At 64.1% G+C, this 24,888-nt stretch carries 29 protein-coding genes and 1 tRNA gene; 17 read left to right on the forward strand and 13 right to left on the reverse strand.

What is annotated here, in order from left to right:
• Positions 1 to 88: 88 nt before the first annotated feature.
• Both cmk and rpsA read left to right on the forward strand, forming a co-directional pair.
• Positions 89 to 712, forward strand: coding sequence for a (d)CMP kinase (gene cmk, locus PVU19_RS18655; RefSeq protein ID WP_050661649.1), 624 nt, complete (start codon positions 89 to 91; stop codon positions 710 to 712).
• 212 nt (positions 713 to 924) lie between these two features.
• Positions 925 to 2,592 (forward strand): 30S ribosomal protein S1, encoded by a 1,668-nt coding sequence (rpsA, locus tag PVU19_RS18660; RefSeq protein ID WP_050661648.1) that lies wholly within the window; start codon positions 925 to 927, stop codon positions 2,590 to 2,592.
• An 85-nt stretch (positions 2,593 to 2,677) separates the two neighbouring features.
• Here rpsA and PVU19_RS18665 read toward each other — a convergent pair whose 3' ends face one another.
• Positions 2,678 to 3,850: a MalY/PatB family protein gene (locus tag PVU19_RS18665; protein WP_050661647.1), complete on the reverse strand. Its 1,173-nt coding sequence runs from the start codon at positions 3,848 to 3,850 to the stop codon at positions 2,678 to 2,680.
• Positions 3,851 to 3,946: 96 nt separating this feature from the next.
• Here PVU19_RS18665 and def (PVU19_RS18670) point away from each other — a divergent pair, with 96 nt between their 5' ends.
• The 6 genes from def (PVU19_RS18670) to PVU19_RS18695 all read left to right on the forward strand — a co-directional run bounded on the left by def (PVU19_RS18670) (position 3,947) and on the right by PVU19_RS18695 (position 6,555).
• Positions 3,947 to 4,465 (forward strand): peptide deformylase, encoded by a 519-nt coding sequence (def, locus tag PVU19_RS18670; RefSeq protein WP_050661646.1) that lies wholly within the window; start codon positions 3,947 to 3,949, stop codon positions 4,463 to 4,465.
• Positions 4,462 to 4,956 carry a peptide deformylase gene (def, locus tag PVU19_RS18675; RefSeq protein WP_050661645.1) on the forward strand — a complete coding sequence of 165 codons (495 nt, stop codon included), beginning with the start codon at positions 4,462 to 4,464 and terminating at the stop codon, positions 4,954 to 4,956. Before def (PVU19_RS18670) ends, def (PVU19_RS18675) begins: the two co-directional genes overlap by 4 nt.
• Before the next feature lie 58 nt (positions 4,957 to 5,014).
• The gene (gene fmt, locus PVU19_RS18680) at positions 5,015 to 5,923 is read left to right on the forward strand and encodes a methionyl-tRNA formyltransferase (RefSeq protein WP_050661644.1); all 909 of its coding nucleotides are present in this window, start codon (positions 5,015 to 5,017) and stop codon (positions 5,921 to 5,923) included.
• A 4-nt stretch (positions 5,924 to 5,927) separates the two neighbouring features.
• Positions 5,928 to 6,170 (forward strand): hypothetical protein, encoded by a 243-nt coding sequence (locus tag PVU19_RS18685; RefSeq protein ID WP_050661643.1) that lies wholly within the window; start codon positions 5,928 to 5,930, stop codon positions 6,168 to 6,170.
• A gap of 3 nt (positions 6,171 to 6,173) precedes the next feature.
• Complete coding sequence (locus PVU19_RS18690) at positions 6,174 to 6,413, forward strand: hypothetical protein (protein WP_050661642.1); 240 nt, start codon at positions 6,174 to 6,176, stop codon at positions 6,411 to 6,413.
• A gap of 68 nt (positions 6,414 to 6,481) precedes the next feature.
• Positions 6,482 to 6,555: transfer RNA gene (locus PVU19_RS18695), tRNA-Gly, on the forward strand.
• 16 nt (positions 6,556 to 6,571) lie between these two features.
• Here the strand turns inward: PVU19_RS18695 and pyrF are convergent.
• The gene (gene pyrF, locus PVU19_RS18700) at positions 6,572 to 7,264 is read right to left on the reverse strand and encodes an orotidine-5'-phosphate decarboxylase (protein WP_050661641.1); all 693 of its coding nucleotides are present in this window, start codon (positions 7,262 to 7,264) and stop codon (positions 6,572 to 6,574) included.
• A gap of 221 nt (positions 7,265 to 7,485) precedes the next feature.
• Between pyrF and PVU19_RS18705 the strand changes: the two genes are divergently transcribed.
• Positions 7,486 to 8,331, forward strand: a complete 846-nt coding sequence (locus tag PVU19_RS18705; RefSeq protein WP_152911590.1) for a spondin domain-containing protein — start codon at positions 7,486 to 7,488, stop codon at positions 8,329 to 8,331.
• Between the two features lie 177 nt (positions 8,332 to 8,508).
• Here the strand turns inward: PVU19_RS18705 and PVU19_RS18710 are convergent, their stop codons facing one another.
• Together PVU19_RS18710 and PVU19_RS18715 are read right to left on the reverse strand one after the other, a co-directional pair.
• Positions 8,509 to 8,769, reverse strand: coding sequence for a hypothetical protein (locus PVU19_RS18710; protein ID WP_152911589.1), 261 nt, complete (start codon positions 8,767 to 8,769; stop codon positions 8,509 to 8,511).
• Between the two features lie 108 nt (positions 8,770 to 8,877).
• Positions 8,878 to 9,018: a hypothetical protein gene (locus PVU19_RS18715; protein WP_160316350.1), complete on the reverse strand. Its 141-nt coding sequence runs from the start codon at positions 9,016 to 9,018 to the stop codon at positions 8,878 to 8,880.
• A 293-nt stretch (positions 9,019 to 9,311) separates the two neighbouring features.
• Here PVU19_RS18715 and clpB point away from each other — a divergent pair, with 293 nt between their 5' ends.
• Entirely contained in the window at positions 9,312 to 11,930 is a 2,619-nt protein-coding gene (gene clpB / locus PVU19_RS18720) for an ATP-dependent chaperone ClpB (protein ID WP_050661638.1), read from the forward strand.
• 36 nt (positions 11,931 to 11,966) lie between these two features.
• Here clpB and PVU19_RS18725 read toward each other — a convergent pair whose 3' ends face one another.
• Positions 11,967 to 12,368: a VOC family protein gene (locus tag PVU19_RS18725; RefSeq protein WP_050661637.1), complete on the reverse strand. Its 402-nt coding sequence runs from the start codon at positions 12,366 to 12,368 to the stop codon at positions 11,967 to 11,969.
• Between the two features lie 408 nt (positions 12,369 to 12,776).
• Here PVU19_RS18725 and tnpC point away from each other — a divergent pair, with 408 nt between their 5' ends.
• Positions 12,777 to 14,192 carry an IS66 family transposase gene (gene tnpC, locus PVU19_RS18730; protein ID WP_274789805.1) on the forward strand — a complete coding sequence of 472 codons (1,416 nt, stop codon included), beginning with the start codon at positions 12,777 to 12,779 and terminating at the stop codon, positions 14,190 to 14,192.
• Between the two features lie 82 nt (positions 14,193 to 14,274).
• Here the strand turns inward: tnpC and PVU19_RS18735 are convergent, their stop codons facing one another.
• The 3 genes from PVU19_RS18735 to PVU19_RS18745 form a co-directional block, all read right to left on the reverse strand.
• Entirely contained in the window at positions 14,275 to 15,057 is a 783-nt protein-coding gene (locus tag PVU19_RS18735) for a hypothetical protein (protein ID WP_274789838.1), read from the reverse strand.
• Complete coding sequence (locus tag PVU19_RS18740; RefSeq protein ID WP_235575682.1) at positions 15,018 to 15,170, reverse strand: DUF6471 domain-containing protein; 153 nt, start codon at positions 15,168 to 15,170, stop codon at positions 15,018 to 15,020. The genes PVU19_RS18735 and PVU19_RS18740 overlap by 40 nt, the downstream gene beginning before the upstream one ends.
• 108 nt (positions 15,171 to 15,278) lie before the next feature.
• Positions 15,279 to 16,307 (reverse strand): NAD(P)/FAD-dependent oxidoreductase, encoded by a 1,029-nt coding sequence (locus PVU19_RS18745; protein ID WP_050661635.1) that lies wholly within the window; start codon positions 16,305 to 16,307, stop codon positions 15,279 to 15,281.
• A 63-nt stretch (positions 16,308 to 16,370) separates the two neighbouring features.
• Between PVU19_RS18745 and mnmC2 the strand changes: the two genes are divergently transcribed.
• The 6 genes from mnmC2 (at position 16,371) to PVU19_RS18775 (ending at position 21,619) form a co-directional block, all read left to right on the forward strand.
• Positions 16,371 to 17,048 (forward strand): tRNA (5-methylaminomethyl-2-thiouridine)(34)-methyltransferase MnmC2, encoded by a 678-nt coding sequence (gene mnmC2 / locus PVU19_RS18750; protein ID WP_050661634.1) that lies wholly within the window; start codon positions 16,371 to 16,373, stop codon positions 17,046 to 17,048.
• A complete protein-coding gene (locus PVU19_RS18755) occupies positions 17,045 to 17,911 on the forward strand; it encodes a DMT family transporter (RefSeq protein WP_050661633.1) in 867 nt (288 codons plus the stop codon). The genes mnmC2 and PVU19_RS18755 overlap by 4 nt, the downstream gene beginning before the upstream one ends.
• 147 nt (positions 17,912 to 18,058) lie before the next feature.
• The gene (locus PVU19_RS18760) at positions 18,059 to 18,487 is read left to right on the forward strand and encodes a hypothetical protein (RefSeq protein ID WP_050661632.1); all 429 of its coding nucleotides are present in this window, start codon (positions 18,059 to 18,061) and stop codon (positions 18,485 to 18,487) included.
• A gap of 302 nt (positions 18,488 to 18,789) precedes the next feature.
• A complete protein-coding gene (locus tag PVU19_RS18765; RefSeq protein WP_050661630.1) occupies positions 18,790 to 19,923 on the forward strand; it encodes a transporter family protein in 1,134 nt (377 codons plus the stop codon).
• Positions 19,924 to 20,050: 127 nt separating this feature from the next.
• Positions 20,051 to 20,434, forward strand: coding sequence for a DUF2946 family protein (locus tag PVU19_RS18770; protein WP_050661629.1), 384 nt, complete (start codon positions 20,051 to 20,053; stop codon positions 20,432 to 20,434).
• A gap of 69 nt (positions 20,435 to 20,503) precedes the next feature.
• Entirely contained in the window at positions 20,504 to 21,619 is a 1,116-nt protein-coding gene (locus PVU19_RS18775) for a transporter (RefSeq protein ID WP_050661628.1), read from the forward strand.
• 259 nt (positions 21,620 to 21,878) lie between these two features.
• Here PVU19_RS18775 and PVU19_RS18780 read toward each other — a convergent pair whose 3' ends face one another.
• The 5 genes from PVU19_RS18780 to PVU19_RS18800 all read right to left on the reverse strand — a co-directional run bounded on the left by PVU19_RS18780 (position 21,879) and on the right by PVU19_RS18800 (position 24,887).
• Positions 21,879 to 22,724: an urea carboxylase-associated family protein gene (locus PVU19_RS18780; protein WP_050661419.1), complete on the reverse strand. Its 846-nt coding sequence runs from the start codon at positions 22,722 to 22,724 to the stop codon at positions 21,879 to 21,881.
• A gap of 4 nt (positions 22,725 to 22,728) precedes the next feature.
• Positions 22,729 to 22,938 (reverse strand): hypothetical protein, encoded by a 210-nt coding sequence (locus PVU19_RS18785; protein WP_050661418.1) that lies wholly within the window; start codon positions 22,936 to 22,938, stop codon positions 22,729 to 22,731.
• Positions 22,939 to 23,135: 197 nt separating this feature from the next.
• Positions 23,136 to 23,285, reverse strand: coding sequence for a hypothetical protein (locus PVU19_RS18790; protein ID WP_160316347.1), 150 nt, complete (start codon positions 23,283 to 23,285; stop codon positions 23,136 to 23,138).
• Between the two features lie 94 nt (positions 23,286 to 23,379).
• A complete protein-coding gene (locus tag PVU19_RS18795) occupies positions 23,380 to 24,087 on the reverse strand; it encodes a ZIP family metal transporter (protein ID WP_050661416.1) in 708 nt (235 codons plus the stop codon).
• Positions 24,088 to 24,107: 20 nt separating this feature from the next.
• Positions 24,108 to 24,887 carry a succinate dehydrogenase iron-sulfur subunit gene (locus PVU19_RS18800; RefSeq protein WP_050661415.1) on the reverse strand — a complete coding sequence of 260 codons (780 nt, stop codon included), beginning with the start codon at positions 24,885 to 24,887 and terminating at the stop codon, positions 24,108 to 24,110.
• Position 24,888 lies beyond the last annotated feature (1 nt).

Raw genomic sequence — 24,888 nt, forward strand, 5'->3', positions numbered from 1 at the left:
TGCCGCGCCCGGGCCGCTGCGTCAAGCGATGCTTGAGGCGCAGGGCCGGATCGGCTAGCAAGATGGTCCAGGCAAGACGAGGACAGGCATGGCGTTCACCATAGCAATCGACGGACCGGCAGCGGCGGGCAAGGGCACCATCGGGCGGGCGCTCAGCCGCCATTTCGGCTTTGCGCATCTCGATACCGGGCTGCTCTACCGGGCCACCGGGCGGCGTGTGCTGACCGGGCTCGATCCGGTCGAGGCGGCCCAGAGCCTGCGCGCCGAGGATCTGGAGGCGGACGACCTGCGCACACCCGATGTCAGCCAGGCCGCCAGCCGCGTCGCCGCAATCCCCGAGGTGCGGCAGGCGCTCCTCGATTTTCAGCGCGCCTTCGCCCGGCGCGCGGGCGGTGCGGTGCTCGATGGCCGCGATATCGGCACGGTGATCTGCCCCGAGGCCGAGGTGAAGCTGTTCGTCACCGCCTCGGACGAAGAACGCGCCAGGCGGCGGCATAAGGAACTGAGCGACGGCGGCCACACGGCCACGCTCGACGAGGTCATGGACGACCTGCGCCAGCGCGACGCCCGCGACAGCGCCCGCGCAGCGGCCCCGCTGAAACCCGCCGAGGACGCGCTCAGGCTCGACACCTCCGAGATGACCATAGATCAGGCCGTCGCGGCGGCGGTGGCCGAGGTGGACCGGGCAAAAGCCCGCCTTGGGGCGCTTTAGACGCTTGATTTACGCCCCCGCCCCCGCTATACGCGGCGCGTCAACAAGGCGGAAACCGCCACGAAGCATTGAGATCGAGCAGGGTCGGCACCACCGGCCCTCTTTGTTTTGTGACCCGCCTGACCAATGAAACCCCAAGACCGGCGGAGACAACCGCGCGGCCAGAAAACCGATCAAAGGAAACCAGAGACCACATGGCTCAGAACGTATCTATGGAGGACTTCGAAGCCCTCCTTGAAGAAAGCTTCGAAATGGACACGCCCGATGAGGGCACGGTTGTCAAAGGCAAGGTCATCGCCATCGAGGCGGGACAAGCCATCATCGACGTCGGCTACAAGATGGAAGGCCGCGTTGATCTGAAAGAATTCGCGAATCCCGGCGAGCAGCCCGACATTTCCGTCGGCGACGAGGTCGAGGTCTTCCTGCGCTCCGCAGAGAACTCCCGCGGCGAAGCCGTGGTCAGCCGCGAGATGGCCCGCCGCGAAGAGGCATGGGACCGTCTCGAAAAGGCCTATGCCGACGAAGAGCGCGTCGAAGGCGCGATCTTTGGCCGCGTCAAGGGTGGCTTTACCGTCGATCTCGGCGGCGCCGTGGCCTTCCTGCCCGGCTCTCAGGTCGATGTGCGACCGGTGCGTGACGCAGGCCCGCTCATGGGTCTCAAGCAGCCCTTCCAGATCCTCAAGATGGATCGCCGCCGCGGCAATATCGTCGTGTCGCGCCGCGCCATTCTGGAAGAAAGCCGCGCCGAACAGCGCGCCGAGGTCATCGCCAACCTCACCGAGGGCCAGACGGTCGACGGTGTGGTCAAGAACATCACCGAATACGGGGCCTTCGTGGACCTCGGCGGTGTCGACGGCCTTCTGCACGTCACCGACATGGCCTGGCGCCGCGTCAATCACCCCTCGGAAATCCTCACGATCGGCGAGACCGTCAAGGTTCAGGTCATCAAGATCAACAAGGACACGCACCGCATCAGCCTCGGCATGAAGCAGCTGCAGGAAGATCCGTGGGATCTGGTCGCCGCCAAGTATCCGCTCGAATCGGTGCATACCGGCCGCGTGACGAACATCACCGATTACGGTGCCTTCGTTGAGCTGGAGCCCGGTGTCGAAGGTCTCGTTCACGTCTCGGAAATGTCCTGGACCAAGAAGAACGTGCATCCCGGCAAGATCGTCTCCACCTCGCAAGAGGTCGAAGTCATGGTTCTGGAAATCGACAGCGCCAAGCGTCGTGTCAGCCTTGGCCTCAAGCAGACCATGCGCAACCCGTGGGAAGTCTTTGCCGAGACCCACCCCGCCGGCACCGAAGTCGAAGGCGAGGTCAAGAACATCACCGAATTCGGTCTGTTCATCGGTCTCGAAGGCGAAATCGACGGCATGGTCCATCTCAGCGACCTGAGCTGGGACGAGCGTGGCGAGGAAGCGATCCAGAGCTACAAGAAAGGCGACATCGTTCAGGCGGTCGTCTCCGAGGTCGATATCGAGAAAGAGCGTATCTCGCTCTCGATCAAGGCGCTCGGCGGTGACAAGTTCGCCGATGCCGTGGGTGGCGTGAAGCGCGGCTCGATCATCACCGTCGAAGTGACGGCGATCGAGGATGGCGGCGTCGAGGTGGAATACGAGGGCATGAAATCCTTCATCCGCCGCTCCGACCTCAGCCGTGATCGCGCCGAGCAGCGCCCCGAGCGGTTCTCGGTCGGCGACAAGGTCGATGTGCGCGTCACGAACGTGGACAGCAAGACCCGCCGTCTGGGCCTCTCGATCAAGGCCCGCGAAATCGCCGAAGAGAAAGAGGCGGTTCAGCAGTATGGCTCGTCCGACTCCGGCGCATCGCTTGGCGATATCCTTGGCGCGGCGCTCAAGGGCGACAACGACAAGTAAGCGTCAGACGCTGTGACAGAATGAAAACGGCCCCGTCGATGTGACGGGGCCGTTTTTCTGTGCGGGCATGTCTGGTCGCGGCGCGCTATTGCAGATCGGCGAAAGCCGCCTGAAGCCGCTCCACCGCCTCGGCCACCCGCGCGCGCGGCGTGGCGATGTTGAACCGCAGGAAGGTTTCGCCTCCGGTGCCGAAATCAGCGCCCACTGACGGAACAAGACGCGCATCCTCATGCACCCTTCGAAGAACCTCCTTCATATCCATGCCGGTATCGGCAAAGTTCACCCAGGCGAGATATGTCGATTGCATGGGCATGGCCTTCAGCGCAGGGATCTGACCGATCCCATCGAGGAAAAGCCGGTGATTGCCGTCGAGATAGGCGACCAGTTCATCAACCCAGGCAGCACCACCCGGCGAGTAGGCGGCCCGCGTCAACTCGACCCCCAAGAGATTGGGCTGGGTCTGATGTTCGAGCAGCGCCTGCCGGAAACGCTTGCGCAGATCGGGATTGGGGATCGTCACCGTCCCGACGCGCGCGCCAGCGGTGTTGAATGTTTTCGACGCGGCGGTGAGAACAAACGTGCGATCCGCAGCCTCAGGGGCGGCATTGAGGAAATGCGTAAATGTCTGGCCGGGAAAAACGAGGTCGTGATGGATTTCGTCCGCAACCATGATGAGATCGTGACGCGTGCAAAACTCGGACAATTGGCGCAATTCCCCTCGCGTCCAGATGCGCCCTGCCGGATTGTGCGGCGAGGAGATGAGCATCATTCGCTCCTTGCCGCTGAGCCCGGCCTCGAGCGCGTCCAGATCCATGTGGTAGATGCCATCCTCGATAACCAGCGGGGCCTCGTGAACGACGCGCTTGGTCAGTTCGATCTTGTTTGTGAACTCATGGTAAACCGGGGTGAAGATGATCACCTCGTCGCCGGGATCGGTGTAGGTTTCTAGGATCAGGGCTATGGCATGGCCCAGCCCGGCGGTGCTTGACATGTGGCTTGGGTCCACGTCCCACCCGTGGCGCTCTTTCATCCACCACGCAACCGCTTCGTTCATTTCACCGTCGCCGGGGAAATAGCCGTAATTGGCGCGGTCCATGAGGCTCTGCATCGCGTCCTGCAGGACATCAGCCGCCCGGAAGTCCATGTCGGCGACCCACATCGGAATTCCGTCAGCGGGCGAGACACCGCCATAGGCCTCCATCCTGTCCCACTTGGTACTTCCTGTGCCACGGCGGTCGATGATCTCGTCGAAATTCATGGGGCTCTCCTTGGGATGTCGCGGCGCAGGCTAGACGATTGCTCGCCGGGTGCAAGACCGTTGCGGATCGTGCGCCGATCCCCTAAATCAAGCGCCATGAAACGCCCGATCCTCATCCACCCCGACCCGCGCCTGAAAAAGGTCTGCGAGCCTGTGCCCGATCTCAGCGACGATCTGCGCCGCCTCGCCGACGACATGCTGGAAACCATGTATGACGCGCCGGGTATCGGCCTTGCCGCACCGCAGGTCGGGGTAACCCGCCGCCTGATCGTGCTCGACTGCGTCAAGGACGAGGGTGAAGAGCCGCGCCCGCTGGTGATGTTCAACCCCGAGGTGGTGGCCAGCTCAGACGAGACCAATACCTACGAGGAAGGCTGCCTCTCGATCCCCGATCAATATGCCGACGTGACACGGCCCAAACTGGTCGATGTCCGCTGGATCGACCGCGACGGCAACGCGCAGGCCGAGACCTTCGACGGCCTCTGGGCGACCTGCGTGCAGCACGAGATCGACCATCTCAACGGCAAGCTCTTCATCGACTATCTCGGCGCGATGCGGCGGCAGATGATCACCCGGCGCATGCAGAAACTCAAGCGCGAGCAGGCCCGCGCGTGAGCCTGCGCCCGGTCCTGCGCTGGCCCGACAAGCGGCTGCGGACTGCCGCCGCCCCGGTGAGCGCGATCACCGATGCGACCCACGCGATCTGGGACGAGATGATCGCGGTGATGGAGGCGATGCCGGGCGTCGGGCTCGCGGCGACGCAGCTTGGCGAGATGCAGGCGCTGGCGGTGGTCGATGCAAGCGACGCGCGCGGTCAGGTCGTGCGCATGGCCAATCCCGAAATCCTGCACGCCAGCGTGCATTTGCGCGAACATCAGGAGGCCAGCCCCTGCCTGCCCGGCGTCTCGGCGGTGATCGAGCGGCCCCGCGCGGTGACGGTGCGGTTTCTGAATGCGTCAGGCGAGGTCGAGGAGCGCGATTTCGTCGGGCTCTGGGCCACATCCGTGCAGCACCAGATCGACCATCTGCAGGGGCGGATGTATTTCGACCGGCTGGGCCGGGTCAAACGGGACATGCTGTTTCGGAAGGCAAGAAAACTGGCCTGAGCCTATCGTCCTTGGCACGGTTGGATATGAGTATTTTGGGAAAGATGAAGGGGCTGCTATGCGTGTGATCTTCATGGGAACGCCGGACTTCTCCGTGCCGGTGCTCGATGCGCTGGTCGAGGCGGGGCACGAGGTGGCCGCCGTCTATTGCCAGCCGCCGCGCCCGGCGGGACGCGGCAAAAGGGACCGCCCCAGCCCGGTGCAGGCGCGCGCCGAGACGCTTGGCCTGCCGGTCCGCCACCCGGTCAGCCTGAAAGGGGCCGACGAACAGGCGGCCTTCGCCGCGCACAAAGCCGATGTGGCGGTGGTCGTGGCCTATGGCCTCATTCTGCCGCGGACGGTGCTCGATGCGCCCGCGAAGGGCTGTCTCAACATCCACGCGAGCCTCCTGCCGCGCTGGCGCGGCGCCGCCCCCATTCACCGCGCGATCATGGCCGGGGATGCCGAGGCCGGCATCTGCATCATGCAGATGGAGGCGGGGCTCGATACCGGGCCAGTCCTCATGCGCGAGGCAACGCGGATCGGCGAGGCCGAGACCACCGGGCAGTTGCATGACAGACTGTCGGACATGGGCGCGCGGCTGATCGTCAAGGCGTTGGCGCAGCTGGACAGCTTGCAGCCCGAACCGCAACCCGAGACAGGCGTCACCTATGCCGCCAAGATCGACAAGGCCGAGGCGCGCGTGGACTGGAGCCTTGACGCGCAAGAGGTCGACCGGCGCATCCGGGGCCTTTCGCCCTTTCCCGGCGCGTGGTGCCTGGCAGGCGAGGCGCGGGTGAAACTGCTGGCCTCGCGCGTGGCCCAAGGGCAGGGCGCCCCCGGCGAGGTGCTCGACGCCGAGGCGACGGTCGCCTGCGGGCGAGGCGCGGTGCGGCTTTTGCGCTTGCAACGCGCGGGCCGCGCGGCGCAGGATGGGCCCGAGTTCCTGCGCGGCATGGCTTGGCCGCGCGGCAGCCGATTGGAGTAACGCGATGTTCCTGCAACTTTTCGGCACGGTGGTGATCGCGGGCATCGTCGGCTATGCCAGCGAAAAAAGCGGCTTTACCCGCAACGGCTATCTCCCGTCGATCATCATCTGCGTCGGCGGCGCGTTCCTCTTTTACTTCATCCGCATCATGTTCGGCATCCGCTTCGGCGCGCCCGGAATTGACGCGATCCTCTCATCGGTCGGCGCACTTATCATCGTGCCGACCCATTGGCGCAAGCGGAGGTAAGCCATGGGCGTGGTCTACCTGATCATTATCGGGGCGGCGGCGGGGTTCCTCGCGACCCGGCTGATGCGGATCGAGGCCGGGGTGGTGCAAACCGTGATGATCGGCATCGCGGGCGCGCTCATCGGCGCGGTGGTGATCCGGGTGCTGCTGATGGTCACGGGGCTGTTGGGCGGGCTCATTGGCGCGGTGCTGGGGTCGCTGCTGCTGATCTGGCTCTACCAGATGTATCTGGGGCGCAAGTAGGCCGCGCGCGCGCTCCGCTTTCCCCTCTTGACCACGCCCGCACAAGGCCATATCTCCACGGCTCAGACGCGGGTATGGTGAAAAGGTATCACGAAAGCTTCCCAAGCTTCAGTTACGGGTTCGATTCCCGTTACCCGCTCCAAAATCTCCCCGCCTGATCATCCGCGCAACTCCGACAGGATCGCCTCGGCCGCCGCGCGCGGGTCCGCCGCCGCCCAGACCGGCCGCCCCACGACGATATGATCGGCCCCGTCCGCCACCGCCTGCGCCGGTGTCGCCACGCGCTTCTGATCGCCCAGGGCACTGCCCACGGGCCGCACCCCCGGCGTCACGATCAGCCGCCCCGTCGCCTGCGGCAGCGCGCGGATCATCGCGGCTTCCTGCGGGCTGGCAATCACACCGTCGGCCCCGGCCTCGAAGGCGCGGCCTGCGCGCTCGGCCACCAGATCAGGCAGATCGCCCGGCTTGATCAGCCCGGCATCGAGATCGGCCCGGTCGAGCGAGGTCAGGATCGTCACGGCCAAGATCTTCAGTGGCTTGCCCGCCGCGCCCTCCTTGGCCGCGCGCACCACATGCGGGTCGCCATGCACGGTCAGGAAATCCAGATCGAACTGCGCCAGCCCGCGCACCGCCGCCTCGATCGTGGCCCCGATATCGAACAGCTTCATGTCGAGGAAAATCCGCTTGCCATGCTCCTGGCTAAGCTCGTTGGCCAGCGCCAGACCACCCCCGGTCAGCATGCCCAGCCCGATCTTGTAGAAACTCACCGACGGCCCCAGCACTTCGGCTAGCTGCAAGCCCTCCAGCGCATTGGGCACATCGAGGGCAACGATCAGGCGGTCATCTTGCATTAGCGAGGTCCTTGCATTCAGCGGTCGCGCCCTTGTGCCGAGACACAGATCAGGCGTCAAGGTAAGACCCGGCTATCGTACAAATGAACGGCCCCGCCTCCGGCTCATCCACACAACACGCATATCACGCAATCTTGATTTGGCGTGAATCACCCCGAAGCGCATCCTCTGTGAGTTGCCGTTATTGTTTGGCAACTCAATTTTAAATTGAGGTGTATAAAATGTTCAATAAACTCAAAAGACAGGTCGCCATTTCATTTTGCGCGACCATATCATGCGCCGCAATGGCCCAGGCCACGACACTTGAATTCACCGTAACAAATACCGCAGCCTTGGGCGGGTTTGCATTTTCGCCGATGTACCTGGCGTTTCACGATGGCAGCTTTGATGCCTTTGATGAGGGCGCTGCGGCCAGCCCCGGTCTCGAAACCATAGCCGAAACCGGCTTCGCGAATGGTCTCAATGCGGAACGCGTCGCAGCAGATCCCGACTCGGACAGACTCTTCGTTTTAGGGCCCGACTTTCCGCCCCGGCCGGTATTCGTTCCGGGTGAATCGGTCACCGCCCAGTTCGACGTTGATGGTGCGGTGAACAGGTTTTTAAGCTACTTTTCGATGCTGGCACCCACGAACGACACCTTCATGGGCAATGACGATCCGCAAGCCATCGCGCTCTTTGACGACCTGGGCATCTTCCAGGGCGACCGGGTGATCACCATATCCAGGGCCGATATGTGGGACGCGGGCACCGAGGTCAACGACACGTCGGCAACCGGCGGATCCGCCGATCTTGCCGGGGCCAACACCGCCGAGGGCGCCGCAGAGAACGGCGTGATCCAAGCTATTGAAGATTTGTCGGACTTTGCCGGAAAGCTCACAGGTTTCGCCGGGTTTGACGGAAACCAGTATCTGATCTCAAGCGGCATCCTGAACGACCCTGACCCCTTCGTCGGTGCCACGATCTCGATCCGGCAGGTTCCGGCGGTGCCGTTGCCCGCCGCTGGTCTGCTCGGGTTAACCGGTCTGGCCCTGTTGGGCGGTCTGCGGCGCATGCGGCGCAAATCCTAGAGCGTTTCGCGCAAAACCGGAGACGCAGGTTTTTGCGACATGCGGCGCAACTGCAAATCAATGCGCGCGTGTCGCATTTACCTGATGTCTCAGGTTGACGGCGAAACGCTTTAGGCGGGCCCTGAAAATTACTGAGCGTGGCGGCCCGCAGATAAGCGCGTTGTCGCGGTCCGGTGATCAGATCACCTCAACCTTGATATCCTGCGCCAGGATTACGGGGGCGTCGCCATGCCGATGTTCGGGCAGGCGGTTCAGCTGGCGCAGCCCATCGCGGACCAACTGATCGACCACATCGCTTTCAGGCAGTGTATCGGCACCCTCCGCTGTGGCACTCAGGCTGATACCACCGGTGTCGGTCTGAAATAGCAGCGTCGCGCGTTGCCGCCCGCCATCGCCCGTTGGAGTCCGGTCCACCACCTTCACACCCAGAATACGCATACAAAACATCCCGTCACTCACTTCGGAATACGTAGGCGAGGCGCCTCTGTCAGGAAAGGTGAAAAATCGGCACGGCGCGTCGAGCGCGACATTGCGCCGATAACGCGGTCAGACTGCCAGTGATTTCAGCATCCACATCATCGTTCTGGCCGTGCCGTGCTGGCTCTGCACCGGGCGGCGCACCTTTTCAATCGGGCTGCGGCGCTGGCGTAGGACGAAGCCGCTGGCAATGCCCGTGTCATATCGCACAGCGCGATCCGCGAAATCTTCATGCCATCACACCCGGTCACTCGTACCACTCCCGGCGAGGAGTACCCCGTCGCGACACCCGCGTCAGGGTGAATTTTCGTCCCATCCTCCCGTGGCGCGACAATTCGCTCATCGCACCTTACGGCCTGAAAACCCCGCAGATCGCGATTCCGGCGATGTCCTGCCTTGAACCTCACAACGCCGTTCCCCATTTATCACTCAAGGTCCCCGACCGCTGCATGCCTAGATTAGGGTGCGCCACCGGGGGAACGCTTGAGAAAAGGAGAACGACCATGGACTTCAACAAGTTCACGGAGCGGTCGCGCGGGTTCATCCAGGCCGCTCAGACCGTTGCGATGCGCGAAAGCCATCAGAAACTCGCCCCCGAACATCTGCTCAAGGCGCTCTTGGACGATCCAGAGGGGCTGGCCAGCAACCTGATCAAACGCGGCGGCGGCGATCCCGCACGGGTGACGCAGGCCAACGATCTGGCACTGGGCAAGATCCCGCAGGTCTCGGGCGACGCGGGCCAGACCTACATGGACCAGCAGACCGGCAAGGTGCTGGCCGAAGCCGAGAAACTGGCGCAAAAGGCCGGCGACAGCTTCGTGCCCGTGGAACGCATCCTGACCGCGCTTGCCGTCGTGAAGAGCCCCGCCAAGGACGCGCTCGACGCCGGTGGCATCAGCGCGCAACAGATCAACGAGGCGATCAATGATATCCGCAAGGGCCGCACCGCCGACACGGCGAGCGCCGAGGACACCTATGAGGCGCTGGAAAAATACGCGCACGACCTGACCAAGGCCGCCCGCGAAGGCAAGATCGACCCCATCATCGGCCGCGACGACGAGATCCGCCGCGCCATGCAGGTGCTCAGCCGCCGGACCAAGAACAACCCGGTGCTGATCGGTGAGCCGGGCGTGGGTAAAACCGCCATCGCCGAGGGCCTCGCCCTGCGTATCATCAATGGCGACGTGCCTGAATCCTTGCGTAACAAGCGCCTGCTGTCGCTCGACATGGGCGCGCTCATCGCGGGCGCGAAATATCGCGGTGATTTCGAGGAACGGCTCAAGGGCGTGCTGGGCGAGGTGACGCAGGCCGCCGGTGAAATCATCCTCTTCATCGACGAGATGCACACGTTGGTGGGTGCGGGCAAGACCGACGGCGCGATGGACGCGGCCAACCTGATCAAGCCCGCACTGGCGCGCGGCGAGTTGCATTGCATCGGTGCGACCACGCTCGATGAATACCGCAAGCACGTGGAAAAGGACGCGGCGCTCGCCCGCCGATTCCAACCGCTTGTGGTCGAAGAGCCGACGGTCGAGGACACGATCTCGATCCTGCGCGGCATCAAGGAGAAATACGAGTTGCACCACGGCGTGCGCATCTCCGACAGCGCGCTTGTCGCGGCGGCGACGCTCTCACACCGCTACATCACCGACCGGTTCCTGCCCGACAAGGCCATCGACCTGATGGACGAGGCAGCCTCCCGTCTGCGCATGGAAGTGGACAGCAAGCCCGAGGAATTGGACGCGCTCGACCGCGACATCCTGCAAAAGCAGATCGAATGCGAGGCGCTGCGCAAAGAGGACGACGACGCCTCCCGCGACCGGCTGGCCAAGCTGGAACGCGAACTGGCCGAGTTGCAGGAAAAATCCTCGGAGATGACCGCGCAATGGCAGGCCGAGCGTGACAAGCTGGCCAGCGCCCGCGATCTCAAGGAACAGCTTGATCGTGCCCGCGCCGAACTCGACATCGCCAAGCGCGAGGGCAATCTCGCCAAGGCGGGTGAGCTCAGCTATGGCGTCATCCCGCAGCTTGAAAAGCAGCTGAGTGAGGCCGAGCAACAGGGCGATGACGATGTCATGGTCGAAGAGGCCGTGCGCCCCGAACAGATCGCGCAGGTCGTGGAACGCTGGACCGGCATCCCGACCGCCAAGATGCTCGAAGGCGAGCGCGAGAAACTCTTGGGCATGGAAGACAACCTGCATCGCCGCGTGATCGGTCAGAACAAGGCGGTCAAGGCCGTCGCCAACGCCGTGCGCCGTGCCCGCGCGGGCCTCAACGACGAGAACCGGCCACTTGGCTCCTTCCTCTTTCTCGGGCCGACCGGCGTGGGCAAGACCGAACTGACCAAGGCGGTGGCGGAATTCCTCTTTGACGACGATAGCGCGATGGTCCGCATCGACATGTCGGAATTCATGGAGAAACACTCCGTCGCCCGGCTGATCGGCGCGCCTCCGGGCTATGTCGGCTATGACGAGGGCGGTGTCCTGACCGAGGCCGTGCGCCGCCGCCCCTATCAGGTGGTGCTCTTCGACGAAGTCGAAAAGGCGCATCCCGACGTGTTCAACGTGCTCTTGCAGGTGCTCGATGACGGCGTGCTGACCGATGGTCACGGGCGCACCGTGGATTTCAAGCAGACGCTGATCGTGCTGACCTCGAACCTCGGCTCACAGGCGCTCAGCCAGCTGCCCGAAGGGTCGGATTCGGCGGATGCCAAGCGCGACGTGATGGATGCGGTGCGGGCGCATTTCCGCCCCGAATTCCTCAACCGCCTCGACGAGACGATCATCTTCGACCGTCTCAACCGCGAGGATATGGACGGGATCGTCGAAATCCAGCTGCGCCGCCTGCTCCGGCGTCTGGCCAGCCGCAACATCGCGCTGCAACTCGACGATGCCGCCAAGACATGGCTTGCCGATGCGGGCTATGATCCGGTGTTCGGCGCGCGGCCTTTGAAGCGGGTGATCCAGCGCGCCCTGCAGGATCCGCTCGCCGAGGCGCTGCTTGCGGGCGATATTCTCGACGGGGCGACCGTGCCGGTCACCGCCGGGGCCGAGGGGCTGATCATCGGCGACCGGGTGGGCACCACCACCCAGGACCCGCCCGCCGACGCCGTCGTCCACTGATCCTGAGCCGCCCCTCGCCACGCGCGAGGGGCGGTTTCAGTCAACCAGGTTGGAAATCTCGATCAGGTTGCCATCGGGATCGCGCAGGTAGATCGACCGGATCGGTCCCGTGGCCCCGCTGCGCGGCACCGGCCCGTCCTCGACGCGCAGGCCGGAGACGGACAGGTGCGCCAGCCACTCCTCCAGCGGCACATCGCTCAGGAAACACAGGTCCGCCGTGCCGGGCATCGCGCGCGCTGCCTTCGGCTCGAACTCGGCCCCGGCGAGGTGCAGGTTGATCTTCTGCCGCCCGAACCGCAGCGCCCAGCGCCGCGAGCCATCCGCCGGGCAAAACGCCTCGGCCCGCATCCCCAGCACCTCCACGTAAAACGCGAGACTTGCCTCGATATCCGACACCGTCAGCACCAGGTGATCCAAGCCGCTCAGGTCAGGTTGCATCGCGATACGCCCTCCTCACACGATCCGCCCATGGCCCCGCCAAGCGTTTTCGAAAACGCTTGGCCAAGCCGTTTGAAAACGGCTTGCACAAGGCCCTTGCAAGGGCCTTGTGTATCAAACGCGCCAGCCCGAGGGCTGAGCGATGATTAAGGTTCTGATTTTAATATTTTTACCACACTGCTTCGGCTATGGTGACATTAACGGGCGTGAAATCTGCCTTAGCTCCACATTCAAAGTTGAATCGTCCTTCAAGAAATTCAGAGATTTTGGTAACTCCCAAGCACCCCCCCTGAGGTGGGAGGTTGTTGTCAGTTTTGGGGTGAGTCCAAATTGCCATTGGGCGCATGAAGTTTTCGTTCCGGTCTGAATTCCGTGGCGCCGTTTTGATTTCTCTGAATCAGTGGTGGAATGGATCAGGTTACCACCCTTGAACAACTCCTCGCCACGGCTCTGCGCAGGATCGCTGAGCTTGAAGCCGCGTTGGCGACCATGGCGGAAGAGAATGCGGATCTGCGCCGGCAGTTGGCCAAGAACAGCAACAATAGCAGCAAGCCCCCTTCGAGTGATGGCCTGAAGAAGCCAGCACCGCGCAGCCTGCGTGGCAAGTCCGGCAAGAAAAGCGGCGGCCAGGTTGGCCACCGGGGCAACACCCTGCGCCAGACGCCAACGCCCGACTTCGTGGAACGGCATGAGGCGGCGCATTGCAGCGCGTGTCAACGCGCCCTGACGGCGGAGATGGCGAAGGGGATGGAGCGGCGTCAGGTGTTCGACTTGCCCGCGCCGCGACTGGAGGTCACCGAGCATCAGGCGGCGGTTTATTGTTGCGGCCATTGTCGAGCCATGACGACAGCTGGCTTTCCCGATGGCGTGAACGCTCATGTGCAATACGGCACGCGCATGCGGGCGGCGGCGGTCTATTGCAATGTTGGGCAGCTGATACCCGAGGATCGGGTCTGCCAACTCCTGCGCGACCTGTTTGGGGCCACCAGCCTGTGCGCGGCCAGCGTGACCAACTGGGTGAACAGCGCGGCGCATACCTTGGGTGGCGTGGTCGAGCACATTCTTGCCCGGCTCACTGAAGGCGACGTTCGGCATCTGGACGAGACCGGACTTCGGGTCGCCGGCAAGCTGCACTGGCTGCACTCGATCTGCGATCCCGCCTTCACGCATTACCGCATCAGCGCCAAGCGCGGTGCTGTTCCAACCTTCCTGAACGGCGGGACGATCGTTCATGATCACTGGAAACCCTACTACGCCCATATGAGCGGGGTGGACGCCCACGCCCTCTGCGGGGCGCATCACTTGCGCGAACTCAGGGCCATCGAAGAGATCGACAAGGAGCCGTGGGCGACAGAGATGAGCGCGGTGCTCAACCGCGCCAATCAGCTCAGGTGCGAGGCTCAGCACCGAGGCGAGACCGAACTCCCGGAACCGGTTCGCCAGGGTATCGTCACCAGATACATGGCGATCCTCGCCAAGGGGCTCGCTTTCCACGAATGTCAGCCCCCGCTGGCCAGAAGCCCCGGCACCCGCGGCCGAAAAGCCAGGCGACCAGGCCACAACCTGCTCGTCCGTCTGCGTGACTACCGCGATGACGTCTTGCGGTTCATCGCCGACTTCGCAGTCCCCTTCACCAACAATCAGGCCGAACAGGACCTGCGCATGATGAAGCTGCGCATGAAAATCTCGGGCACCTTCCGCACACTCGAGGGTGCACAGGTATTCGCCGACATCAGGTCCGTCATCTCAACGGCCAGAAAACACGGGCTCAATATTCTGGAAACCCTGACCCTGTCACCATCTCAGATCATCGCCCGGCTCTGACGGCAGGCACCCTGCACTTCATTATCGGAGGGGTGTCGCGCGACAAACCGGATGAGAAGATCCTCACCCTGTTTCTCGCGTTTCAACATGGTGCTTGGGAGTTACAGATTTTGTTGCTATTGTAGCCTGTAGAAAAAACGTCTTCAAAGAAAACGTTTACATCAATCATGAAATTCACCCTACCAAGCCTATCAACTACAAGTGGGGCATTAAGGCTTCGCAACAATCTTCTTTCCGAAGTGGCGTTACTCGGAATGTCCCCAAACCCATCTTTATGATTGTGACGCGCGAAAACCTTTCCATCTACACCCACTTTTACGTCCAAGGCGGGAGATTGCCCGCTGTTTTTCACAGTAATCAAAATCTCTATGAAGGGGTCCTTTTCGACGGTATGCAAAATACCTTTCACGCTTTCTACAGAAAGGTAAGCTTTGACCTGCGCCTCACCAATGCGGGTAGTCTCACGCGCCATATCCTGAGTGGCCAGCAAAGTGCGCCAAACATAGAAAACACCGACAGCAGTAATAGCAGCCATAAGAGCCGTTACTATCAGCATCCAGAACGCCCAAAGCGCCATTTCAGTTTGGGCTACAAGGTCTTTCTCAGCGCGTTGGTGCTCGTTTGCGGTTTCTACTACGCGACGTATGCATTCCGCTTGGGCGGTTCCGTCAAGCCTGAGACAGGTGCTGCGTATCTCTTGCTCGGCGTTGGTGGAATAGGTTTGGGAATTGGCAGACTTTTTGGCTATGGCTTCGCCATATTGCCGCCCTGAGTCAAAGAAACCTATTGTCATCAGCAAAGCAATGATCGCTGCGGCAAGTGCCGTTACAACCTTGAATCTTGCACCCCTATCACGGTCAGACATGCCAACATAAACGCTGCGCTAAACTTCCCTCTGGGTAGTTTACTCGCAACGTTCACCTCTTTCTCACTGATTCCAATGTCCGCCAGCTTTTCAACAAGCTGGGCATAAGTCACCCCCTGACGTTTCAACTCAATTCTGAGAGGGTTCGCCGCTTACATTTCCCATTCGGTTTGCGTGGTCATGTACCGCATATTGGTTAAAAATTAGGGCCTTCCCCCCGCTCACAGTGACGCCTCCGGACGAAACCCCTCGGGGATGCGATCCACCCCGTCGAGCATCAGGTCGGCCATCACCTCGCCCAGTTTGGGGGCCATGCCGAACCCGATCTTGAACCCGCCATTGGCGATGAACGCCCCCGCGTGCAGCGGATGTGCCCCCAGCATCGGCGCGCGAGAGCGTGTTCGCGGCCGCACCCCGGCCCAGCGCTCCAGCACCCGCGCGCCGCTGAGTGCAGGCACCGCCGCGCAGGCCCGCGCGATCACCGCGTCCAGTTGTGCGTCGGTGCTCGTGGCGTCGTCATAGTCGCGCTCCGAGGTCGAGCCGACTGCCGTGGTCCTGTCCTCATGCGGCACGACATGCACCGCATCGGCGAAAAGCTGCGGCAAGTCACGTGCGTCGAAATCCAGCACCGCACCCTGCCCCTTGACCCCGTTGCCCACCTGCCGGGGATGACCCACGTTCAACGCCTCCAGCCCCGCGACGCCCGTTGCCCAGAGCACCCGGCCCGCATCCGGCCCCTCGCGCAGCACCTCGCAGCCGCGCGCGCGCAGCGCCGCCACCAGCGCCGCACAGGCCCGGCGCGGATGCAGCCGCGCGCTCAGCGTATCGCGGATCACATACCCGGTGGGGCTCTGCGGGCACCACGCGCCCTGCACAGGCTCCACGTGCCACGCTGCCTGCCCCTGCCAGAGCGTGGCCGCGCTGGCCTCGCGCGCGCGGGCCAGCGCCAGCCCGGCCGCGTCCATCACCGGCTGCACCCGGCCCAGCCGCGCATAACCCGGCGAGACGCCCCCGGCCTCCGCCACCTCGGCCCAGAACGGCCCGGCCATGATCAGGCTCTCGAACTGAAACGCCTTCTTGTCGTTCCAGTTTTCCGGCACATGCGGGGCCAATGCGCCGACCACACCGCCCGAGGCCCCGGCACCGGGGCCGAACGGGTCGACCACCTGCACCCGCGCCCCCCGCCGCGCGCAGGCCCAGGCCACCGACAGCCCGAAAATACCCGCACCCCTGACCGTGATATCGACCATTGCCAATCCCCTTGCCGCGCGCCATGGTCGCGCGCATTCGCCCCCGTTCTAGAGGATCGCCGCATGCAGGACCATCCCGCTGAGCTTGCCTGGCGTGACGGCGATGTGCCGGTCTCGACCCGCTTCGACGATCCCTATTTCAGCCTCGAAAACGGCCTTGCCGAAACCCGCCATGTCTTTCTTGCAGGCAACGGCCTGCCCGCCCGGTTCCGCGACGGCTTTCATATCGCCGAACTGGGCTTCGGCACCGGGCTCAACCTGCTGGCGACGCTGGCGGCATGGCGCGCGGCAGGGATCGCCGGACGACTGCACTTCACCACCTTCGAGGCCTTCCCGATGCCGCCCTCCGACATGCGCCGCGCGCAAGGCCGCTTTGCGGAGCTTGCACCGGTCGCAGCCGAGCTTGCCCCCCATTGGCAGGGATGCGCGCAAGAGATCGCCCTGCCGGACCTGCAGTTCACGCTGATCACCGGCGATGCCCGCGACACGCTAAACCCTTGGCCCGGCACGGCGGATGCGTGGTTTCTCGACGGCTTTTCCCCCGCCAAAAACCCCGAACTCTGGCAGCCCGACCTGATGGCCGAAGTCGCCCGCCACACGGCACCGGGCGGCACGGCGGCGACCTACACGGCGGCGGGTTTCGTGCGCCGGGGGCTTGAGGCGGCGGGGTTTTCTGTTACCCGTCAGGCAGGATATGGCCGCAAACGGCACATGACCGTGGCGGCGAAAGGCGAGGCATGACACTCCAGAATACCCGGCTCGGCATCTGGCTGATGGTGCTGACCACCTTCATCTTCGCGGTGCAGGATGGCATCTCGCGGCATCTGGCAGGCGAATACAACGTCTTCATGGTGGTGATGATCCGCTACTGGTTCTTCGCCGCCTTCGTGATGACCATCGCCGCGCGCAAGGCGGGCGGCCTGCGCGCCGCCTCCGCCACCACCCAGCCCCTGATGCAGGGCTTTCGCGCCGTGCTTCTGGTGGCCGAGATCTGCGTGATGATCTACGGCTTCACCCTCCTCGGTCTGGTCGAGAGCCACGCGGTCTTTGCCTGCTACCCGCTGCTGATCGCCGCCCTTTCCGGGCCGGTTCTGGGCGAAAGCGTGGGCTGGCGCAGATGGGCCGCCATCGCCGTCGGCTTCGTCGGTGTGACCATCATCCTCGAGCCCGGCTTCGGCGTGTTCCAGCCCGCCGCCATCATCCCTTTCATCGCGGCGCTGATGTTCGCGCTCTACGGCCTGCTCACCCGCTATGTCGCCCGGCGCGACACGGCGGCCACCTCGTTCTTCTGGACCGGCACGGTGGGCTCGGTCGCGATGACGGCGGTCGGCGCGTGGTTCTGGGAACCGATGACCGGCCCCGACTGGGTCTGGATGGGCGCGCTCTGCATCACCGGGGCGGCGGGGCATTACACGCTGATCAAATGCTACGAGGTCGCCGAGGCGAGCGCGGTGCAGCCCTTCGCCTATCTGCAACTGGTCTTCGCCAGCACCCTCGGCATCCTTGTGTTTTCCGAGACCATCCGCCTCAACGTGGCGCTTGGCGCGGCGCTGATCGTGGGGGCGGGGCTGTTTACCCTCTGGCGGCAACGCCAAAAGGGTTAGGCACGTGCCGCGCAGGCTTGACGAAATTTGCATCGCTGGCTAACCTTTTGATGCGCGGTTCCTTCATTACTCGCTCCCGCGCTTGATTTTGGACCAGTCCGGCCATTCCGGCCCGGAGATTTCGATGTGTTGAGCATACGCGCACTCATGGCAGGCTTGCGAAAGGTCGGTGTCGCACCGGCCCTTCTGATCGTGCTGCTCAGCGTGCGCGTCGCCACCGCCGCCGCCGTCGACTGCCAGCACGAGCTGGCCGATGCCGCCCGCGCCGCCGAGCGCGCGCAAGAGGCGCTGCGCATCGAGGCACAGCACCTCGGAGGAGAGTTGTGCCTCGTCGAGGAGTATCCGGCGCAGCCCAACCCGACCGAGGCCGCGCATGATCACGACGGCCCGCATCTCAGCACGCCCTGCCCGTTCTTCAAATCGCCCGCCGCGCTGACCGATCTTTCGGTCGACCCGGCGGCGCGGATCATGGCCTTTTCCTACATTGCGGCGCGCACTGACGTGCCCTGCGCCGCCGCGCAGACCCGCTGCGCGGCCTACAGCCCGCGCGCGCCGCCCCTGCCTGCCCAGGGATAACTGGCATGCGCGCCTGACGGGCCCACCCCGTGCATCCGTTCCCCCACACAGGGGCGGCATGCATCTCCAGCGGGACATCCGGTGCGGGGCTTTCCCCATTCAGGTTCTCGACCGCGACGCCCTCTCCAGCGGGCAGACGGACACAATCGAGACCCGGGATGATCGGCCCGAACGGCCCATGCCAGCCCCTTACGGCAAGATCACCCAATCCATTTTCACTAGGAATTCCGCAGGTGCCAGCCGGGCCACTCACATAGCCCCGCGCGCCCGGTGACGGACCCCAACACAAAGAGACCAAGACCATGACACAGGCTTTCCTGCGCGCAGGTGCATTCTGCGCAGCCCTATCGCTTTGCCTTTCGACACTGCCCGCAACGGCGCATGAAGACGCGCCACCAGCACCCGAAGATGGGCTGCGCGTCAGCGCGACCGACCTGCCGCCGCTGCGCGCCGACGGTCACGCCCCGATTGGCGTGATGGGCGAACACCGCCACAAGACCGGCGAGGTGATGCTGTCCTATCGCTTCATGCACATGGACATGCAGGGCAATCTCATCGGTGACGACAATGTCAGCCCCACCACCATCGCAACCACCGTGCCCAACCGCTTCTTCGGCGCGCCGGGCCAGCCGCCCACGCTGCGCATCGTGCCCACCGAAATGCAGATGCAGATGCACATGTTCGGCGCGATGTACGCCCCCAATGACCGCATCACCCTGATGGCGATGCTGCCCTATATCGAGAAGAAGATGGACCACATCACCTTTCAGGGCGGCGCGGGCACCAATGTGCTGGGCGGCTTTCGCACCTCGTCCGAGGGCTGGGGCGATCTCAAGGTGTCAGCCCTGATCGGCCTCGCCGAGCGCGGCACCCACAAGTGGCATCTGAACTTCGGGGTCAGCCTGCCCACCGGCTCCACCTCCGAGCGCGGCACGATCCTCGCCCCCAATGGCGCACGCCCCAACATCCGCCTGCCTTATGCGATGCAGATCGGATCGGGCACCTATGACCTGCTGCCGGGCATCACCTATAGCGCCCGGTCGGGCGATACCGCCTGGGGCGCGCAACTCTCCGGCGTGATCCGCACCGGCAGGAACGAAGGCTACCGTTTGGGCCACGAGGCGCGGCTGACCGGCTGGGCCAGCATCCAGCCCAAGCCCTGGATCAGCCTCTCGGGCCGAATCGAGGCCAAGACCGTCGGCGATATCAGCGGCCGCGATTCGCAGATCGCGGGCCCGGTGCAGACCGCCGACCCGGACAATTACGGCGGTGACACCATCACCCTCTTTGCCGGGGTGAACCTCGTCTCGCAGCGCGGTGCGCTGCGCGGCCATCGCCTCGCCGCCGAGATTGGCGTACCGATCTATCAGGACCTCAACGGCCCGCAGATGGAAACCGACTGGATTGCCTCGCTCGGCTGGCAATACGCATTCTGATGTCAGGTCCGCGCGTGGCTTGCCCTCGCGCGGACCCGCCCTGCGGCAAAGTGGACCACGCGGCGGGCTTCGACTTCACAAAATCGTGATCATGCATATAACCGACCCGAACAAGTGACGGGCAGGTATGCGGACCATTCCCAAAATCTCGACAATCTGGGCGCGCGGCGGCATCGCGGTGCTTCTGGCGCTGGTGCTTGCCCTGCGCGTGATGGCCCTGCCGATGGTCATGGCGGGCAATGCCCCCGGCCCCGGCATGATGGCGATCTGCACCGGATCGGACATCATCTATATCCCCATCGGCGGCGACAGCCCGGCGGACCCGGGCGAGGGCACCGCCCACGATCCCTGCCCCGCCTTCGGGATCACCGCCGCACTTGACCTGCCCGATCTCAGCGTTCCGGCGCCCAGCCGGCGGCTGGTTGCGCGGACAGTCCGGCCAGCCCACCCCGCCCGCGTGACGCGGCCCACGGCACCCGCCCATCAGCCCCGCGCGCCCCCGATCGCCTGATCTGACCCTGACACCATCACGACAGATCACCGGGCCGCCCCTGCGCGCCCGTTCTCAAAGGACGACACAATGCTCAAACGAACCCTTGGCGCGGCTCTCGCCTGCGCCGTGCTGCTGGCCACCATGGCCGCCGCCCAGACCATGCCACCAATGACCATGCAGACCGGCGGCAAGATGCCCCGGGGCCAGCATCACATGCACCATCACGGCCCCGTCGGCCTTCCGGGCCGCCACCAACTGCCCGAGGGCCGCGTGGTTCTGACCTACCGGCTGGGGGCGATGTCGATGTCGGGCATCCGCTCCGGCACCGATGACCTCGATGCCGCGACGCTGGTCACGACGGTGCCCAATGCCTTTGCAGGCATGCCCGGCCAGCCCCCAACGATCCGCATGGCCCCAGTCGAGATGACCGGCCAGATGCACATGCTGGGCGCGATGTACGGCGTCAGCAACCGCCTCACGCTGATGGGCATGCTGCCCTATATCCGCAAATCCATGACCATGCGCACCTATGCCGGTCCCACCGGCACCACGGTCCTCGGCCAGAGCACCGCTAGCTCAGAGGGTCTGGGCGATCTCCGTCTCGGCGCGCTCTGGTCGCTGCACAAGGCCGGGCGTAGCCGCGCCGCGCTCGGCCTCGGGCTCAGCTTGCCCACCGGCTCGATCACCGAAAGCGGCCAGATGCTCAGCCCGATGGGCACCACCCCCACCATGCGGCTCGCCTATTCGATGCAGCTTGGCTCGGGCACCTACGATCTGCATCCCAGCCTGACATGGGAGAGCGGGCGTGGTGCGATGAACTGGGGCGGGCAGCTGCGCGGCATCCTGCGGCTCGACCGCAATCACGCCGGGTATCGGCGGGGCCATGAGGCGGCACTCACCGGCTGGCTCAGCTACCGCGCCGCGCCGTGGATCAGCTACTCGGGTCGGCTCGAATATCGCTATGCCGATCACATTCACGGGCGCGATCCGCAGATCATGGGGCCGTCACTCGGGGCCGATCCGCAGAATTACGGCGGGCGCTACGTGACGCTCTATGCCGGGGCCGACATCACACCCCGCAAGGGGCCGCTGAAAGGCCACCTGATCGGCTTTGAACTCGGTCTGCCGATCCATCAGGACCTCAACGGCGTGCAGTCCGAAACCGACTGGAGCTTCGCCCTCGCCTGGCGCAAGCCGTTCTAGAAAGGGGTGCGTATGGCCTGTTGCTGCCGTTTAGGTTCAGCCCCAATGCGCGGAATCAAGGTGCCGTAGGCACCGCCGCGCAGCGCCCGACCGCCCCCTCGGGCGGGCGCTTTTGCAACGTATCAAGCCATTGAAAACGCGGGAGTGCTTGGCGGGCATAAAGTGCGGTCCACCGAGGTTGCTGCGCCCACCCGGCGGTCGGGCACCGCGCGGCTCATCTCGAAACCGTCAACGGCAGCATAAGACCATTCCCACCCCATCACCGCCCATGACTGCGATCATACCCGTTGCGCGCCGGGCTCTGCCAGCCGCGCAACGCCCCCGCCACGGGCCGAAAGACCTCGACCATCAATGGATAGCAGGCGGCGGAATCGCTCGTATGCTCCGCCGAACAATCCCCGCCCGGGCAGGCACTCAACGCCCCCAATAGGTCGATCTCGGCAAAGAACTCCAGGTAATCCCCGGGCCGCACCGGGCTCGCCTTCATGAAATACTGCCCGGTATCGCGGGTAAAGCCGGTGCACATGAAGACGTTGAGCACGTCATGCACATGCCCCTCCGCCTCGGTCAGCGACACCCCTAACTCCTCCGCCACCGCGCGCGTCAGGTTGGAATGGCAGCAATGGTGATACTGCACCCCCGACAGCAGATTGCCCGTATAGGGATCGCAACGCGTGCCGATCACGTCATGCACCGAGCCTCCGAAGTCGTCGATTCCATACCACTCCAGCGTATCCGCGACGATCGTCGCCATGGCGCGCAGATGCGGGAACGACGACCACAGCCGCTCGCCCCGCGTCACATGGGTGCCATGCAGCGCCCGCGTCTTGCCGGAATAGAACCGCTCCGTCAGGTCATCCGCGTTCCACAGGTTGAGATCACCCACCTGCGGCCCCTCAACGCTGCTGATCCGGAAAAACTCACCCGCCCCCACGCGAAAACAGGCCGCCTCACGCGGCAGCACCACCACTTCGGCGATCTTCTCCGCCCCCTCGCGCGCCGCCGCATAGAGCGCCAGATCGGGCACCGGCAGCGTGTCATTGGGATAGCAGATCACGGGCGCCACGGCGCGGCGGGCGGCGGCATCGGCGGGGGCTTGGCTCATGGTGTCACGTCCTCTTGCGACCGGGGGCATGACAGACCTTCGGCGCGGTCCCGTCGGATGTAAAGACCTCCGCCCCGCAAGTCACGCAATGCCAGCGCCGCCGCAGATCGCACCCGCTCACCCGGTATTCCCGCCACCGGCACGCCCGCGTCGCGCGGTTGGAAAAGATCAGCACGAGGACAAAGGCAACAATCAGCCCGACGACAACGATCATGCGGCTCAGCCCTCGATGATCCGGTTCATCACGTTGAAGCGCGCGCTCAGGTCCATCAGATGCGCGGGGTCTCGCAGGCTCGGCAATAGCGGCATGATCCATGTCTCCTCTGGTGCGCGCGATCCTCCCGAAGCGCAGCCCAAAAGAAAACCCCCCGCCCCAACGGGCAGAGGGCACATTGATGTGAGCGGGCGGACTCAGCCGTCATAATAAGCGTACATCTGCTCCAGCACGCTCAGCGTCGGGGCCTCGGGTTGGTTCGCGGGGGCCTCGGGGGTGTAATAGGCCTCGACCCAATCGGGCAGGGCGGGGACCGGGGTTGCTGGTTTCTCGACCGGATAAGCCATTGCTTTTCTCCATTTTTCGGACAGGACAAAGATAATCCTCTGCGCTGCAGCGAAAACCCTCAATCCCGCAGTCTGGCCATGCAGGAATTGCATGTCACCCGATCATCAGTTCCCCCCAAAGGCCAAGACTGAACCCCAGAACCGCACCCAACGCGGGCGACCACGCCTGCACCTCATGCGACTCGGGTGCCACGTCCTGAAAGATCAGGTAGAGGATACCGCCCGCCGCAAACAGCATGATGAAGCCCAGAACCTCCGGCATCTCAGCCAGAAACGTGAACCCGATGGCGGCACAGGCCGGGCCAAGCAGGGCAAGGCTGGCAAAGAGCAGGACGATCTTGCCACCAGAAACCGCGCCATCCCGCACGATCTCGCGAAACGCGGCAAAGCCTTCGGGCAGGTTTTGCAGAAAGATCAGACCGGCCAGCAGAAAGGCACGCTCCTTCTGCGCCGCCAGCAAGGCCCCGATCGCCATCGCCTCGGGCAGATAATCCAGCAGCATGGCCAGAAGCTGCGCACCGCGCCCACCCCCGGCCTCCAGCCTGCGGTCGATGACATAGAACGTGCCCCCGCCACCGACAAAGGCCAGCAGCGCAACGGGTGCCGTCAGGTCCTCCCGGCCATGCGGGACCAGCACCAGCGCAATCGCGGCCAACAGCGCCCCACCGCCAAAGGCCATGATGCCATGCGTCACCTCATGCGGCAGCTTGCGGCAGGTGGCAGACAGGGCGAACGCCGCCCCGATGGGCATCGCCGCCCCCGGCATCAGCGTCAGGAGCAGCGCGGACCAGAGATCAGCCATGATGCGCCACTATCCCGGCCTCACACGTGCCGTTCGACCATCATCTTCTTGATCTCGGCAATCGCCTTGGCGGGGTTCAACCCCTTGGGGCAGGTCTTGGTGCAGTTCATGATGGTGTGGCACCGATAGAGCTTGAACGGATCTTCCAGATCATCCAGCCGCTCGCCCGTCGCCTCGTCGCGGCTGTCGATGATCCAGCGATAGGCATGCAGCAATGCCGCCGGCCCCAGATACTTGTCGCCGTTCCACCAATAGGACGGGCAGGATGTCGAACAGCAGGCGCACATCACGCATTCGTAAAGCCCGTCGAGCTTTTCGCGATCCTCGATCGACTGCTTCCATTCCTTCGCGGGCCGGTTGGTCTTGGTCTCCAGCCACGGCATGATGCTCTCATGCTGCGCGTAGAAATGCGTGAGGTCGGGAATGAGATCCTTGACCACCGGCATATGCGGCAGCGGGTAGATCTTCACGTCGCCCTTGACCTCGTCCATCCCGTAGATGCACGCGAGCGTGTTGATCCCGTCGATATTCATCGCACAGGAGCCACAGATCCCCTCGCGGCAGGACCGGCGAAAGGTCAGCGTCGGGTCGATCTTGCTCTTGATGTAGATCAGCGCATCCAGAACCATCGGCCCGCAATCGTCGAGATCGACGAAATAGGTATCAACCCGCGGGTTCTGCCCGTCATCCGGGTTCCAGCGATAGATCGTGAACTTGCGCATCGTGCCGCCCGACTCGGGCTTGGGCCAGGTCTTTCCCGCCACCATGCGTGAATTCTTGGGGAGTGTGAGTTGAACCATT

The sequence above is a fragment of the Roseovarius tolerans genome (assembly GCF_028885395.1).
GTDB classification, from domain to species: domain Bacteria; phylum Pseudomonadota; class Alphaproteobacteria; order Rhodobacterales; family Rhodobacteraceae; genus Roseovarius; species Roseovarius tolerans.